The organism is Streptomyces sp. SID12501, assembly GCF_010550245.1.
GTDB lineage: Bacteria > Actinomycetota > Actinomycetes > Streptomycetales > Streptomycetaceae > Streptomyces.
The window spans coordinates 136,530-151,503 of record NZ_JAAGLU010000010.1 but is presented as its reverse complement, the minus strand read 5'-3'; the positions used below and the strand labels follow the sequence as shown (position 1 = coordinate 151,503).

Genomic DNA, 14,974 nt, shown 5'->3' with positions numbered 1-14,974 from the left:
CTCTCAGACGCGGATCGGGCGCCGTTCTCGCGTATCAGTGGCTGATACAGAGCGTTGCGAACCCCTGCACGGGACCCGTACGGGAACCTGGAAGATCACCTTCCCGTCTTGAGTTCAGCGGGTTACCGAGCGGGCAGAACGGTTGTACGAAACCCGCCAGTAACACCTGGTGACACGGGGAGGAGTGGGAAAAAGTCGTGACAGAGGGTGCCGGCATCCGCACGGGGGGCTCGGCGAACACGGGGGAACCACCGGACGATCTCAGCGCCGCCGAGCTGGGCATGTGGCAGGCCTTCCGCAACGGCAGCGTGTATGACCTCAGCAGCGGTGACACCGTCGTCGACGATCCGCACGGCGGCCATCCATGGGGTGCCGACCGGACCGTACGGGCCCGCATCGTGTGCTGCCTGCTCCTCGACGGCCCACCCGCGCTCGCCGGGCGCGTGGCGTCCCTGAAGCTCACCGGCGTACAGATCAACGGCACACTGGATCTGTCGGGCGGCACGGTCGAGCCGTACGTCGAGCTGAAGAGCTGCCGGTTCGAGAAGGAGATCCTCCTGCCGGAGGCCCGCTTCAGGACCGTACGGCTGGTGAACTGCTCGGTGCCGCGGCTGGAGGCGGCCCGGGTGCACACCGAGGGCGATCTGCACCTCCCCCGCTGCCGCTTCCACAACGGCGCGCGGCTCACCGACGCGCAGATCGGTACGGATCTGCTGCTCAACCAGGCCATCGTCTACCGGGACCGGCGCGGGCGCTCGATCGTCGCGGACGGCATGAGCGTCGGCCAGGACCTCCAGGCCGAGATGCTGGAGTCGCACGGCGAGCTGAGCCTGCGCGGGGCCACGATCGGCGTCTCGCTGAGCCTGCGCGGCGCCCGCCTCGCCAACCCGTACGGGAGACTCGCGCTCAACGCACCCCAGCTGACCGTGGGCCGCACGCTGTATCTGACCCCCGCGGGCGTCTGGAACCCCATCCTGACCAGCGGCACGACCCCCGCGCGCGGGACGCGTATCCAGCGCTTCGAGTGCGAGGGCGGGATCCGGCTCGACGACGGCCGGTTCGGCGACGCCGTCGACCTCGAACGGGCCCGTCTCGTCTTCACCGACGATCAGCAGCTGTCGCTGCTCCGGGTGCAGACACCCGAGCTGCGCTTCCTCGGGGAGCGGCCGGAGCGCGGCAAGGTGGTGCTGTCGGGCGCCAAGGTCGTCAACCTCGTGGACCGGGCGGACAGCTGGCCGGGACCGGGCAACCTGCACATGGGCGGCTTCACGTACGAGAACCTCGTACCGCAGGGGCCGTTCCCGCCGGTGGATCGGCTGGCGTGGGTGGCGGCGGCGACCGCCGAGTACAGCCCGGAGCCGTACGAACGGCTCGCCGCCGTGCTGCGCGACAGCGGCGAGGACGAGGACGCGCGCGAGGTACTGCTCGCCAAGCAGCGCCGGCGCCGCGAGACCCTGCCGCCGGCGGCGAAGCTGTGGGGGTACGTGCAGGACTGGACGGTCGCCTACGGGTACCGGCCCGGCCGGGCCGCCGTGTGGATGGCGGTGCTGTGGGCGGCGAGCTCGGTGGCGTTCGCGCACGCGAGCCATCCGCCGCTGAAGAGCGGGGAGCACCCGCCGTGGAACCCCTCCCTCTTCGCCCTCGACCTGCTTCTGCCGGTGATCGACCTGGGCCAGGTGGGCTTCTGGCAGTTGCGCGGCGGCTGGCAGTGGCTGGCCGCGGCGATCATCATGCTGGGCTGGGTCCTGGCGACGACGGTGGCGGCGGGGGCGACCCGGTTGTTGCGCAGAAGCTGAGCACGACTCATTTTTCTTCACCATCCCCTCACCTCGGACCGTACAACTAAATACAGGTTGCGCATTTGGGCTGGCGCGGCCCCGACCTGCGCCTTTCAATGGTCGACACCATGGCCTCGCTGCGTGCGTTCCTCCGTGCCACCAGGGCGGAACGGAACACTCCGCCGTCTCCACGCCTCGCCGCCGCCGGACTGCCCGCCGACGACGAGGTACTGCTCGACGCGCCCGACGCCCGCCTCGGCCCCGCGCTCGTCGCGGCGGGCCGGGGTGAGTACGGACCGGCGGCCGAACTGCTGTCCGCCACCCGCGCCACGGCCGAGTGGGAGAACCGCGACCGGTACGTGATCCGGCTGGCCGCGTTCGCGCACTCCCGCGCCGAGTGGTTCACGTCCTGGCGCGCCGCCGCCCCGCACGACCCGGACGCGCTGCTGGTCGGCGCCGAACTGGCGGTGACCCGCGCCTGGGCCTCCCCGGCCCGCGCCGAGCTCCTCCACCAGACCGGCCCGCTGGTCGAGGCCGCCGCGGCGGGCGACCCGCGCGACCCGGTGCCCTGGCGCATCGCACTGGACCGGGCCCGGGGCAGCGGCGCGGCCCACGGCGAGTTCGAGAGGCTGTGGGGCGAGGCCGTACGCCGCTCCCCGCACCATTACGGCTGCCATGTGGCGGCTCTCCAGTACCTGTCCACGAGCCCCTTCCGGTCCTCGGGAGGACTCGGCTCGCACCGCGAGTGCTTCGACTTCGCCGAGCGGGCCGCGCAGGACGCCCTGCCCGGCTCGCTCGTCCAGGCGCTGCCACTGCACGCCGCCTTCGCCTGTCTGAGCGAGGGCGACGGCGGAACGGTGGTGGACCGGGCCCGTCTGGACGCGGCGGCGGACGCCGCCGTCGCCCTGTCGGCGACGCACCCGGCGGCCGACCCCTGGCCGGCCGAGCTGCGCAACCTGCTGACCTACGTCCTGGTGGGACTCGACCGCTGGCAGGACGCCCTCCTCCAACTGCGCCTGACCGGCCCGTACGCCGCGTCCTTCCCCTGGGACAGGTTCTCGGACGACCCCCTCGGGGGGTTCCTCGAAGCACGCGAGGAGGTCCGCCGGAACGCGCCCGCCGCCCGCTGCGCGGCCTGTTCCGGTCATCCAGGGAGTGAGCACGGCGGACGCGCACACTCCGGCGACCACTAGGCTTTCCCGTCGTGACCATTGTTCGGCTGCCCCTCTTTCCGCTGAACTCGGTGCTGTTCCCGGGACTCGTCCTCCCGCTGAACATCTTCGAGGAGCGATATCGCGCCATGATGCGCGAACTCCTGAAGACCCCCGAGGACGAACCACGCCGGTTCGCCGTCGTGACGATCCGCGACGGCCACGAGGTGGCGCCCAGCTCACAGGGCCTGCCCGAGCAGGCGGCGGTGCCCGAACCAGGGCCCACGGCGGGCTTCGGCGACGATCTGCTCAAGGCGTTCCACTCCGTGGGGTGCGTGGCGGACGCGGCGACGATCAGGGAACGCGCGGACGGCTCGTACGAGGTCCTGGCCACCGGTACGACCCGGGTACGGCTGGTGTCGGTGGAGGCCTCGGGCCCGTTCCTGACGGCGGAACTGGAGGAGCTGGAGGAGTCCGCCGGTGACGGGGCGGGCGCGCTGGCAGAAGGCGTCCTGAGGGCCTTCCGCCAGTACCAGAAGCGCCTGGCGGGCGCGCGGGAACGCTCCCTGTCGACGGGCGCCGACCTTCCCGACGAGCCGTCGGTGGTGTCGTATCTGGTGGCGGCGGCGATGATGCTGGACACCCCGTCCAAGCAGCGCCTGCTCCAGGCCCCGGACACGTCGTCCCGCCTCCGCGAGGAACTGAAGCTCCTGCGCACGGAGACGGCGATCATCCGCAATCTCCCGTCGCTGCCGGCGTCGGAACTGACGCGCGGCCCGACAAGTCTCAACTGAGGGGGAGCAGGACCCGGAATGGCGAAGAAGAAGCAGCAGTCGGGCGGAACCCCGGCGACGGTGGCGCTGACGGCGGCGGGCGTCACGTACACGGTGCACGCGTACGAGCACGACCCCGCGCATCCCTCGTACGGCGAGGAGGCCGCCGAGGCGATGGGGGTGTCGCCGGAGCGCGTCTTCAAGACCCTGGTGGCGGACGTGGACGGAGTACTGACGGTCGCGGTGGTCCCGGTCGCGGGCCAGCTGGACCTGAAGGCGCTGGCCACGGCGGTGTCGGGCAAACGGGCGTCGATGGCGGACCCCACCCTGGCGGAACGCACGACGGGCTATGTCAGGGGCGGCATCTCCCCCCTGGGCCAGCGCAGGAAGCTCCGGACGGTCCTGGACGCGTCGGCGGACGCCCACGCCACGATCTGCGTCTCGGCGGGCCGACGGGGCCTGGAGGTCGAACTGTCCCCCGCGGACCTCACCAGCCTCACCGGGGCGGTAAGGGCCCCGATCGCCCGCGCGTGATCACGCGACACCGGCCGGCACATCCAGCCCGTCCGGGGTCCCCCCTCTGGGGGAGGGACGGGTAAGGGCGGCGGGGGCGAGAACCGCACGTCAAGCCGGAGGAACCTGCCCATAACCCTCGGGCTCCGGATCCCGGGGCCCGAACAACCCCGTCAACCCCAGATGCACCACCAGCGCCCCCACGGACCACACCAGCAACGCCCCCTTCGCCCCCAACTTCAGCGGCGCCGAGAACGTGGCCCCCTTGCCCACGTCCTTCGCGTGCGCGAGCACATCCTGGGTGGGCCCCAGCCACACCCCCAGCCGCCACGCCAGCACCGACCCGAGCAGCCCCCCGACCATCAGCGCGGCCACCAGCGGCACACCCCCGCGCCGCCGCACCAGGAACGCCGCAAGCGCACTCACCGCACCCAGAGCCAACGCCAGCAGAGTGAACGTTCCGTCGACCCCGATCGCCTGCTCGCCCTCGCTGTCCTTGACGTACACGACCCATCTGTTCTCGACGATGTCGCCGACCAGCGGCACACTCGGCGCCAGCCACCACCACAGCACTCCGAGCAGCACCCCGCCGAGCGCGAGAGCCACCGTGACGACGGCGGCCTCCCGCAGTTCGGTCTTCGTCCCGGGGCCGTCCTGTCCGTACGCCGGTGCGAACCCGCTTCCGCCGGACGGGTCCGGCCAGAACTGCCGGGACCGGCCGTCCGGGGCCTGCTGGAGCGAGGGCTGCTGCTGCAGGGGCTGCTGGGACTGCGAGGCCTCGTCACGGTCGTGGGAGGGCTCTTGATGCGGCGGCGGAGGCGGAGTCAGCGGTGCGGTCACCCTGACATCGTGCCAGGCCCGTCTGTGCGGCGCGTCACCGGACGGCCGCCCGGCGGTACGCCCAGGTCGCGACGGCCAGCGAGACCACCCCGACCCCCGCGCACACGGCGAGGTCGCCGAAGACGAAGGCCCAGTCGGGGTGGGGTCCGAAGGTCCGGGCGAAGGCCTCCACGCCGTACGTGGAAGGCAGCAGATCCCGCGCGAACCGCACCACCCCCGGCATCCGGTCCGCCGGCAGCACCCCGAGCAGCAGCGCCGCCGACATGCCCAACTGCCCGAGCAGCGTGGCGAGTTCCGGCCGCGGCGCGAGCAGCCCGAAGGCGGCGCCGAGCCCGGCGAGCGCGGCACCCGCGAGCGGGATCACCAGGGCGAGCACCCACAGATGCGTCAGCGGCAGCCCGTACAGCAGGCACCCGAACACCGCCGTCACGACGGTTCCCGGCACGGTGAAGGAGGCGTACGCCCCCGCCGCGCCCAGCACCACGGCCGCGGGCGGTACCGGCAGCGTCGCGTAGTGGTCGAGTCCACCGCTGGCCCGCAGCTGCCCGAAGTACTGGGCGAGCAGATTCAGCGCGACGAAGGCCACGACCAGCACCGAAGCCCCGGCCACCACGGCCCGTGCCTCGCCGCCCCCGTCCACGACCCCCCGCATCAGGATCATGATCCCGACCGACTGGAAGGTCGCCACGAACAGCAGCGGAATCCGCGCGACCCTGGCCCGGGACAACTGCGCCCGGTACACAGCGACGAGCGCGGGCCACAGCCGGGCACGCGGTCCGAGCTCGGCCGGCGCGCGGCGCGCGGGCGTCTCCTCCATGGCCAGGTCACTGCCCGGCAGCACCTCGGCGGGTACGACACTCACGTCGAGCTGCTCCTCTTCGTCCCGGTCACGACAGCCGCCCTCTCCCCCGTCGGCGCCCGCACACCTACCCGTACGGATCCGGAGCCCCCCGCACTCACGCCGGTCGTACCCGCCATGCCGCTCACGCCTTCACCAGCCCCTGCCCGTTCCCGCCGAGCGCCAGGTAGACGTCCTCCAGGCTCGGCGTGGCCAGCGTGAAGTCGTCCAGCGCCGTGAAGGCGGCCCCGCCGGTGACGGTGGCGACGGCCGCGCGGGCCTCCTCGGGAGCCAGCCGCAACGTCCACCTGCGCCCCGACTCGACGGCCCGGTCCCGCAGCGCGGCGACCTCGGGGACATGCAGGGGAGCCGCCTCCCGCCAGACCAGATCGACCCGGACCTCGCCGGCCACCTGCTCCTTCAGCCCGGACGGGGTGTCGCACGCGATCACCCGCCCCCGGTCCAGAACGGCCACCCGGTCGAGAACCGTCTCGGCCTCGATCACGTTGTGCGTCACCAGCAGCACCGTCGTACCGCGCTCGGCACGCCGCCGGTCGACCGCCGACCACACCGCCCGCCGCGCCACCGGATCCATCCCGGTCGTCGGCTCGTCGAGGACGAGCAGCGGCCGTTCCCCGACGAGCGCGGTGGCGAAGCACGCGAGCCGCCGCTGCCCGCCGGACAGCTTACGGATGGGCCGGGCGGCAAGGGAGGTGATCCCGAGCTCCTCCAGGACCGCGTCCCGTTCCGCGCGCGCCTGGCGTACCTCCAGGCCGCGCAGTCGCGCGGTGGTCTCGACGGCGAGCGAGACGGTCAGTTCGTCGAGGGCGCTGGACTCCTGGCCGAGGTAGGCGAGGATGCGCGCCGCCCGCTCGGGGTGGCGCACGACGTCGTGGCCCAGGATCTCGACGCTGCCCCGGTCGGGGCGCATCAGGCCGGTGATCTGCCGGACGAGGCTCGACTTGCCGGCGCCGTTCGGTCCGAGCAGGCCGAAGATCTCACCGCGCCGGACGTCCAGGTCGACGGCGTCGGTGGCCTGCACCTCGGGTGTTCCGGGGGCGCCGCGTCGGCCGCGCACCGCGCGATAGGTCTTGGTGAGATCGCGCACCGCGCACACGACGTCGTCACCGTGTCGGGCTGCGTGTGCCGTGCGCGTACTCACGAAGGCGAGAGTACGGGGTGCCCGACTCCGCCTGAAATCCAACCCCCGCCCCGCCCTTCCCGCGCGCTGGCCCCGTGGGTGCCTCTCACTCCGCGGCGGGCGCGTGTTCCGCGGTCGTACGGACGTCGATCTCGCGCCAGAAACCGGCCCTGATCGCGTACCGGTCGTGCTCGTCGATCTGGTCGTCCTTGTGGGCGAGCAGGCCGAAGCGGGCGGCGTAGCGCAGCAGTTCGCCGTCGATGCGGTGCGGGATGCGGGGGTACATCGTGGACAGTTTCTGCACCTGGGCGGGTTCCGGGAGGCGCTCCATCCAGCGGCGCGAGAACACCTGTCCGACCTCGTACGGATCACCGCCGACCGTGGTGATGTCCTCCTCGCGGTCCGCCCAGCGCTGCTCGGCCGAGGTGAGCTGGGCGAGCGTCGGCATGGCGGCGATCTCGGGGGGCTCGGCGGCCACGCCCGGCCGGTCGACCCAGCCCTTGTCGGAGGACCAGCGCAGGGTCGCGTTGGCGGGATGCTGGGCGGGCTGGGCGCCGGGGGCCCGCAGTGCGGCCAGGTCCTTGGGGGTCGGTACGCCCTTTGCGGTGGGTACGCGCTCCTGCTCGCCGTCCTGCTCGGCGGGCGCCACCGAGTGCTCCTGCCGCTCGCCGGTGTCCCGCTCGGCCGCCTGCGCGTGCGCCGACTCGGGCAACGGCGCGGACAGGATCGCGGCGATCTCGGGACGGGGCACCGGCTGCGGCGCGCAGACCCCGCCGAGTTCCTTGGCCCGTACGGCCTTGGTGATCCACGTACGGTCGAGGACGCGCCGCTCGTCGGCCTCGGCGACCAGGTCCTCGGACTGGTTGTAGTCGCCGTCGGCGGCCTGCACGGCCCACAGGTGTACGGCGACTCCGTGCTCCTTGGCCGCCATCATGCCCGGCAGCAGATCGCCGTCGCCGGTGACGAGGACGATGTCGGAGCAGGCGCGGTTGCGGGCCAGCTCGGTCAGCTCGGCGTGCATGGCGGCGTCGACGCCCTTCTGGGCCCACCGTCCGTCGCTGCGGGTCAGGGCGCCGAGCCGGACGGTGACCCGGGGCATCACACGGAGTCTGCGGTGCTCGGGCTGGGGCACCCGGTCGGGGGCGCCGTCGAACCAGTAGATGCGCAGCAGTGGCCGTTCGGTGTCCGATTCGGCGCGTTCTCGCAGGCCCTGGATGAGGGCGGGGTGGTCGACGGTGATGCGGGACCGCGAGGGCTCTCCGGCGAGAAGACTCGCGGCGGCCCCCAGCAGATACCCGGCGTCCACCAGGACGATGCAGCGGTCCACGCGATCCACCCTCTTTCCGGGAGGTTTGCTTCGGGCTTGCTTCGAGTCTGCCCGACCGCGCGGGGGTTAACGGCCCGAACTCGATCTTCGGCGTGGCGTTCCCCGGGTCGGCCGAGGGTCCCAGCGCACGACTCGACCCTATTACGCACGGCATTACGCACGGTAATTCTCCGACATGCGCGCTTTGTCAGGTCATGTGAATCTGATTCCGGTCTCTGGCCCCCAGATCCCCCTCAGGAGGAAGATCACCATGGCCAAGAACAAGAAGCAGAGTCGCCCGCACGAACAGGCGTCACAGGCCGAGCGCGGTACCGAGCAGGCGAAGTCCTCCTCGATGGAGTCGCAGGCCGAGCAGCGCGCCACCCAGGTGACTCCCGGTGACATGGCACGCAAGGGCAGGCAGAAGCGCTTCGGCCACAACTGAACCGCCACTGAACCACCGCTGAGTACGACAGACAGCTGAACAGCGGGCTGTCGAAGCCCGGACACAGTGAGGGGCGCACCCAGAGCCGGGTGCGCCCCTCACTCACATCCGCCGGTCAGCCCGCGAGGCAGGCCGGTCCGAGGAGCACCTTCAGGTCGCCGAAGAGCGCCGGATCCGCCTTCACCCGGTGCCTGTCGAGCCGCAGCACGGTGGTCTTGCTCGGTCCCTGGAGTCTGATGCGGACCTCGCTCTCGCCCTTGTGGTGGCTGAGGATCTCGCCGAGCCTGCTGATCATCGGCGGGGTGACCTTCAGCGCGGGGATGGTGAGGATCACCATCGCGTTGGTTCCGGCGTTGGACAGGTCGGGGACCTGGAGTTCCATCGCGACCAGCCGGGGCACGTCCTCGCGCTTGTCGAGGCGTCCCTTGACGAAGACGACGGCGTCCTCGACGAGTTGGGTCGACACCAGCTGGTAGGTCGCCGGGAAGAACATGCACTCGATGGAACCGGCGAGGTCCTCCACGGTGGCGATGGCCCAGGCGTTGCCCTGCTTGGTCATCTTGCGCTGGAGGCCGGAGATGATGCCGCCGATGGTGACGACCGCGCCGTCCGCGTGCTCACCTCCGGTGAGCTGGGAGATGCCCGCGTCGGCCTTGTCGGACAGGACGTGCTCCAGGCCGAAGAGCGGGTGGTCGGAGACGTACAGGCCGAGCATCTCCCGCTCCTGGGCGAGCAGATAGGCCTTGTCCCACTCGTCGGTGGTGAACTCGATGTCGAGACCGAAGCCGGGCTCGTCGGTGTCCTCGTCGCCGCCGCCGAAGAGGTCGAACTGTCCCTCGGCCTCTTTCCTCTTCACCGCGACCACGTTGTCGATCATCGGCTCGAAGTGCGCGGTGAGGCCCTTGCGGGTGTGCCCCATGCTGTCGAACGCGCCGGCCTTGATCAGCGACTCCGTGGTCCGCTTGTTGCAGACGACGGCCTCGACCTTGTCGAGGTAGTCGGGGAAGGAGCCGTACTTCCCCTTGGCGTTGCGGGACTTGATGATCGACTCGACGACGTTCGTACCGACGTTGCGCACCGCGGAGAGGCCGAAGAGGATCACGTCGTCGCCCTGGGCGGCGAAGTTGGACATCGACTCGTTGACGTTGGGCGGGAGCACCTTGATGCCCATGCGCCGGCACTCGTTCAGATAGATCGCGGACTTGTCCTTGTCGTCCTTGACCGAGGTGAGCAGACCCGCCATGTACTCGGCCGGGTAGTTCGCCTTCAGATAGGCGGTCCAGTAGGACACCAGCCCGTAGGCGGCCGAGTGGGCCTTGTTGAAGGCGTATCCGGCGAAGGGGACCAGGACGTCCCACAGGGCCTTGATCGCCTCGTCGCTGTAGCCGTTCTTCTTGGCGCCGGCCTGGAAGATGGTGAAGTTCTTGGCCAGTTCGTCGGGCTTCTTCTTGCCCATCACGCGGCGCAGGATGTCGGCCTCGCCGAGGGAGTACCCGGCGATGATCTGGGCGGCCTTCTGCACCTGCTCCTGGTAGACGATCAGACCGTAGGTGACCGCGAGGACCTCCTGGAGAGGCTCCTCCAGCTCCTTGTGGATCGGGGTGATCTCCTGGAGCTTGTTCTTGCGCAGCGCGTAGTTGGTGTGCGAGTCCATGCCCATCGGGCCGGGACGGTAGAGCGCCGAGACGGCGGAAATGTCCTCGAAGTTGTCGGGCTTCATCAGACGCAGCAGCGAGCGCATGGGTCCGCCGTCGAACTGGAACACCCCGAGGGTGTCGCCGCGCTGGAGCAGTTCGAACGTCGCCGGATCGTCGAGCGGCAGGGCCAGCAGGTCGAGGTCGACGGCCTTGCCGGCCTTCACCATCTTGACGGCGTCGTCCATGATGGTCAGGTTGCGCAGGCCCAGGAAGTCCATCTTCAGCAGGCCGAGCGACTCGCACTGCGGGTAGTCCCACTGTGTGATGGTCACGCCGTCGGTGTGCCGCACCCAGATCGGGGCGTGGTCCACGATGGGCTCGCTGGACATGATGACGCCGGCCGCGTGCACACCCATCTGCCGGACCAGACCCTCGACGCCCTTGGCGGTGTCGATGACCTTCTTCACGTCGGGCTCGTTCTCGTACATCGCCCGGATCTCGCCGGCCTCGCTGTAACGCGGGTGCGTGGGGTCGGTGATGCCGTTGAGGTCGATGCCCTTACCGAGGACGTCGGCGGGCATCGCCTTGGTGAGCCGGTCGCCCATCGCGTACGGGTAGCCCAGCACGCGCGCGGAGTCCTTGATGGCGTTCTTCGCCTTGATCTTGCCGTACGTGCCGATCATGGCGACCTTGTCGGCGCCGTACTTCTCGGTCACGTACCGGATCACCTCGACGCGCCGGCGTTCGTCGAAGTCGATGTCGACGTCGGGCATGGAGACGCGCTCGGGGTTGAGGAACCGCTCGAAGATCAGACCGTGCGGGATCGGGTCGAGGTCGGTGATGCCCATGGCGTACGCGACGATCGAACCGGCCGCGGAACCGCGGCCGGGGCCGACCGCGATGCCCTGCTTCTTGGCCCACATGATGAAGTCGGCGACGACGAGGAAGTACCCCGGGAACCCCATCTGGATGATGACGTCCATCTCGTACTCCGCCTGCTTCTGGCGGTCGTCGGGGACACCGCCGGGGAAGCGCCGGTTCATGCCGAGCCGGACCTCCTCCTGGAACCAGGTGATCTCGGTGAAGCCGTCCGGGATGTCGAACTTCGGCATGAGGTTCCTGGCCTCGAACATGCCGGAGGTGTCGATCTGTTCGGCCACCAGGAGGGTGTTGGCGCAGCCTTCCTGCCAGGCGTCCGAGGAGTCGATGGCGTACATCTCGTCCGTGGACTTCAGGTAGTAGCCGGTGCCGTCGAAGCGGAAGCGGTCGGGGTCGGAGAGGTTCTTGCCGGTCTGGATGCACAGCAGCGCGTCGTGCGCGACCGACTCGTGCGCGTACGTGTAGTGCGAGTCGTTCGTCACCAGGGGCGGGATGCCGAGCTTCTTGCCGATCTCCAGGAGGCCGTCGCGGACCCGGCTCTCGATCTCGATGCCGTGGTCCATCAGCTCCAGGAAGTACCGGTCCTTGCCGAAGATGTCCTGGTACTCGGAGGCCGCCTTGAGCGCCTCCTCCTTCTGGCCGAGGCGCAGCCGGGTCTGGAGCTCGCCTGAGGGGCAGCCGGTGGAGGCGATGAGCCCCTCGGACCACTGGGAGATGGTCTCCTTGTCCATGCGCGGCCACTTCTGCAGCCAGCCCTCCGCGTACGCGTCCGAGGACAGCCGGAAGAGGTTGTGCAGGCCCTTCGCGTTGGACGCCCAGATCGTCTTGTGGGTGTAGCCGCCGGAACCGGACACGTCGTCGCGCTTCTGGTGCGGCTGGCCCCACTGGATCTTCCGCTTGTTGCGCCGCGACTCGGGTGCCACATACGCCTCGATGCCGATGATCGGCGTGACGCCGGCCTTCTTGGCGGTGTGGAAGAAGTCGTACGCGCCGTGGAGGTTGCCGTGGTCGGACATGGCGATATGGGTCATGCCCATCTCGTTGCACGCGTCGAACATGTCCTTGAGCCGCGCGGCACCGTCCAGCAGCGAGTACTGGGTGTGGACGTGCAGGTGCGTGAACGGCGGCTTTGACACGGCATGGCCTCCATGGGGCGGGGCAGTGGCGCGAAGCGCCTCGTTGAGGGGTGGTGGTCGGGAGACGGGTGGGCGCTCGGCGACAGGCTGCGGGCAGTCTGGGGGGACAGCGACGAAGTCTAAGCCTCGGCACTGACAGCGTGAGGCGCCTCCCCCGTACCTTCGTGGGCGGGTCGTGGGCACTCCGGCATACCCTCGGACGTTGGAGGGACGACGGAGTCATTCGTCTCCCCGGTCGGCCTGTCCGGCCCCATTCGTCTTGCATCACCTGCACCAGGAGGCACCAAGCGATGTCGGTTCCGCAGCTCAGCGCCGAGCACCGCGGCGAGGAGATCCTCACCGTCTTCGACACCGCGTTCGGCGAGCTCCTGGCCGCCGATCCGGCCGCGTTCCGCGTGAAGTTCCGCAAGATGGCGGCTTCCGCGTTCGCGTTCTACCGGGGTACGGCGTGCCTCTTCTACCACGATCTGGAGGCCGAGAGGCGGGGCGGACCGTACCTGGACGACCGCACCGCGCGCGTGTGGATCCACGGCGACCTGCACGCGGAGAACTTCGGCACGTACATGGACGCCGAGGGCCGGCTGATCTTCAACGTCAACGACTTCGACGAGGCGTACGTCGGGCCCTTCACCTGGGACCTCAAGCGCCTCGCCGCCTCCCTGGCCCTCATCGGGTACGCGAAGGCGCTCTCCGACGAGCAGATCACCGAGCTGGTGCGGACGTACGCGGGCGCGTACCGCGAGCGCATCCGCGCCCTCGCGACCGGCGCGAAGAGCGACGAGGTGCCGCCGTTCACCCTGGACACCGCCCAGGGTCCGCTGCTGGACGCGCTGCGTGACGCGCGCTCGCTGACGCGGTTCGGGCTGCTCGACTCGATGACGGAGATCCGCGACTTCGAGCGCCGGTTCGCGCCGGGCGGCGGCTCCATCGAGCTGGACGCGGCCACGCGCTACAAGGTGCTGGCCGCCTTCGACGGTTACCTGGAGACGCTGCCGGAGTCGTCCCTGACCCGCCCGGACTCGTACCGGGTGAAGGACGTCGTCGGCCGTCGTGGCATCGGCATCGGCTCGGCCGGGCTGCCCTCGTACAACATCCTCCTGGAGGGCGCCACGGACGCCCTGGAGAACGATGTGGTGATCTACATCAAGCAGGCCCAGACCCCGGCCGTCTCCCGGCACATCACCGACCCGGCGATCCGCGGCTACTTCCAGCACGAGGGCCACCGCACGGTGATCTCGCAGCGCGCCCTCCAGGACCACGCCGACCCGTGGCTGGGCTGGACCGAGCTGGACGGCCGCGGTCAGCTGGTCGCCGAGGTGTCGCCGTACGCCGTGGACCTGGACTGGGGTGACATCGACGACCCGGAGGAGATCGCGGACGTCGTCGCCGACCTGGGCCGGGCGACGGCCACGATGCACGCGGCGGCGGACGACCAGTCGGGCGAGTCCCTGGTGCCCTTCTCCACGGAGCGGGCCATCGACGCGGTGATCGCGGCCGACGAGGCGGGCTTCGCGGACGTCCTGGTGGACTTCGCCCACGAGTACGGCGCACGCGCACGTGCCGACCACCAGACCTTCGTGGACCTGTTCCGCAACGGCCGGATCCCGGGCCTCTAGACACCCCCTTTGGACACCCCCTTGGACACCCCTTCCGAATTTCCGGCAGTGCACACGCTCACAGGGAGCTTTTAGGGACCTCCTACAGGAGTCCGTGACACACTCACCTCCGCTATGGACATATCCGGGACCCACCTCAGAGCCGTACGCGCGGCACTGTTCACGGCACTCGTCGTGACGCTCAGCAGCGCGTCGCACGTGCTGCTGTCCCGGGTCCCGCTGCCGATGGGGACGGTGGCCGTGATCGCCGCCGCCGTCTTCGTCGTCGCGTACGCGCTGGCCGGCCGCGAGCGTGGCTTCGCCCGGATCGCTGTCCTGCTCATCCCGCTGGAGCTGGCTGCCGACACGGTCTTCACCACCGGCCAGACGGTCTGTTACGGCCGGGCGGGCGGGCCGGTCGCCGGCCCGCTGCGTTCGGTGGGCTTCGACGTACTGTGCGCCGGCGACGGCGTGAGCACCCCGCTGGCCCGGGTTGCGGGCACCGACACCGACCGGGTGGCGGCGCTGCTCGCCCACTCGGGCCCGTCGACCGCCTGGCTGCTGCTGGCCGCGCATGTCGGAGTGGGGCTGCTGGCCGCCGCCTGGCTGCGCCGGGGCGAGCGGGCCCTGGCCCAGCTGCTGGGCGCGCTCACCACCTCCACCTTCCGCCCGCTGCTGCTGGCCGCCGCCGCGGTGACGGTCCGGTCCGCCCCGGCGGTACGCCGTCTTCCGCGACCGGCTCAGCGCGTCGCCGCCCTCCGCGCGCGTCTGCTCGTGCACTCCCTGGGACGACGAGGACCGCCGCGCCCGAACCTGCTCGCCTTCGCCTGAGCGGCAACCCGCCCGAGCGACAGCCCCGAGCGACCAGCACCGGCAAGCCCTCCATTCACTTCCGTGTACGCCGCCCATGCCGCGTACGCGTTCCCCAGGGAGATCACCAGC

General features: G+C 70.6%; 12 protein-coding genes. 7 read left to right on the top strand and 5 right to left on the bottom strand.

From position 1 onward, the window contains the following. Positions 1–197: 197 nt before the first annotated feature. From G3I71_RS14245 to ybaK, 4 genes are all read left to right on the top strand, one after another. Positions 198–1,796 carry an oxidoreductase gene (locus G3I71_RS14245; protein ID WP_164314637.1) on the top strand — a complete coding sequence of 533 codons (1,599 nt, stop codon included), beginning with the start codon at positions 198–200 and terminating at the stop codon, positions 1,794–1,796. A 98-nt stretch (positions 1,797–1,894) separates the two neighbouring features. Next, a complete protein-coding gene (locus G3I71_RS14240) occupies positions 1,895–2,971 on the top strand; it encodes a hypothetical protein (protein ID WP_164314635.1) in 1,077 nt (358 codons plus the stop codon). Positions 2,972–2,982: 11 nt separating this feature from the next. Next, a complete protein-coding gene (locus tag G3I71_RS14235; RefSeq protein WP_164314632.1) occupies positions 2,983–3,723 on the top strand; it encodes an LON peptidase substrate-binding domain-containing protein in 741 nt (246 codons plus the stop codon). A gap of 18 nt (positions 3,724–3,741) precedes the next feature. Continuing rightward, positions 3,742–4,236: a Cys-tRNA(Pro) deacylase gene (ybaK, locus tag G3I71_RS14230; RefSeq protein ID WP_164314630.1), complete on the top strand. Its 495-nt coding sequence runs from the start codon at positions 3,742–3,744 to the stop codon at positions 4,234–4,236. 90 nt (positions 4,237–4,326) lie between these two features. Here the strand turns inward: ybaK and G3I71_RS14225 are convergent, their stop codons facing one another. The 4 genes from G3I71_RS14225 to G3I71_RS14210 form a co-directional block, all read right to left on the bottom strand. Further along, positions 4,327–5,055 carry a hypothetical protein gene (locus G3I71_RS14225; protein WP_164314628.1) on the bottom strand — a complete coding sequence of 243 codons (729 nt, stop codon included), beginning with the start codon at positions 5,053–5,055 and terminating at the stop codon, positions 4,327–4,329. A 34-nt stretch (positions 5,056–5,089) separates the two neighbouring features. Next, positions 5,090–5,917 carry an ABC transporter permease gene (locus G3I71_RS14220; protein ID WP_164314627.1) on the bottom strand — a complete coding sequence of 276 codons (828 nt, stop codon included), beginning with the start codon at positions 5,915–5,917 and terminating at the stop codon, positions 5,090–5,092. 121 nt (positions 5,918–6,038) lie between these two features. Continuing rightward, positions 6,039–7,010 (bottom strand): ABC transporter ATP-binding protein, encoded by a 972-nt coding sequence (locus G3I71_RS14215; protein ID WP_164314838.1) that lies wholly within the window; start codon positions 7,008–7,010, stop codon positions 6,039–6,041. Between the two features lie 130 nt (positions 7,011–7,140). Next, positions 7,141–8,361: an NYN domain-containing protein gene (locus tag G3I71_RS14210; protein WP_164314625.1), complete on the bottom strand. Its 1,221-nt coding sequence runs from the start codon at positions 8,359–8,361 to the stop codon at positions 7,141–7,143. 250 nt (positions 8,362–8,611) lie between these two features. Here G3I71_RS14210 and G3I71_RS50315 point away from each other — a divergent pair, with 250 nt between their 5' ends. Further along, positions 8,612–8,785 (top strand): hypothetical protein, encoded by a 174-nt coding sequence (locus tag G3I71_RS50315; protein ID WP_203690633.1) that lies wholly within the window; start codon positions 8,612–8,614, stop codon positions 8,783–8,785. Positions 8,786–8,900: 115 nt separating this feature from the next. On the opposite strand, the gene dnaE is transcribed toward G3I71_RS50315, so the two are convergent. Then, positions 8,901–12,437, bottom strand: coding sequence for a DNA polymerase III subunit alpha (gene dnaE / locus G3I71_RS14205; RefSeq protein WP_164314623.1), 3,537 nt, complete (start codon positions 12,435–12,437; stop codon positions 8,901–8,903). A 290-nt stretch (positions 12,438–12,727) separates the two neighbouring features. On the opposite strand from dnaE, the gene G3I71_RS14200 reads away from it, so the two are divergent. After that, positions 12,728–14,053, top strand: coding sequence for a DUF2252 domain-containing protein (locus G3I71_RS14200; protein WP_164314621.1), 1,326 nt, complete (start codon positions 12,728–12,730; stop codon positions 14,051–14,053). Positions 14,054–14,167: 114 nt separating this feature from the next. Beyond that, entirely contained in the window at positions 14,168–14,863 is a 696-nt protein-coding gene (locus tag G3I71_RS14195; RefSeq protein ID WP_164314619.1) for a hypothetical protein, read from the top strand. Positions 14,864–14,974 lie beyond the last annotated feature (111 nt).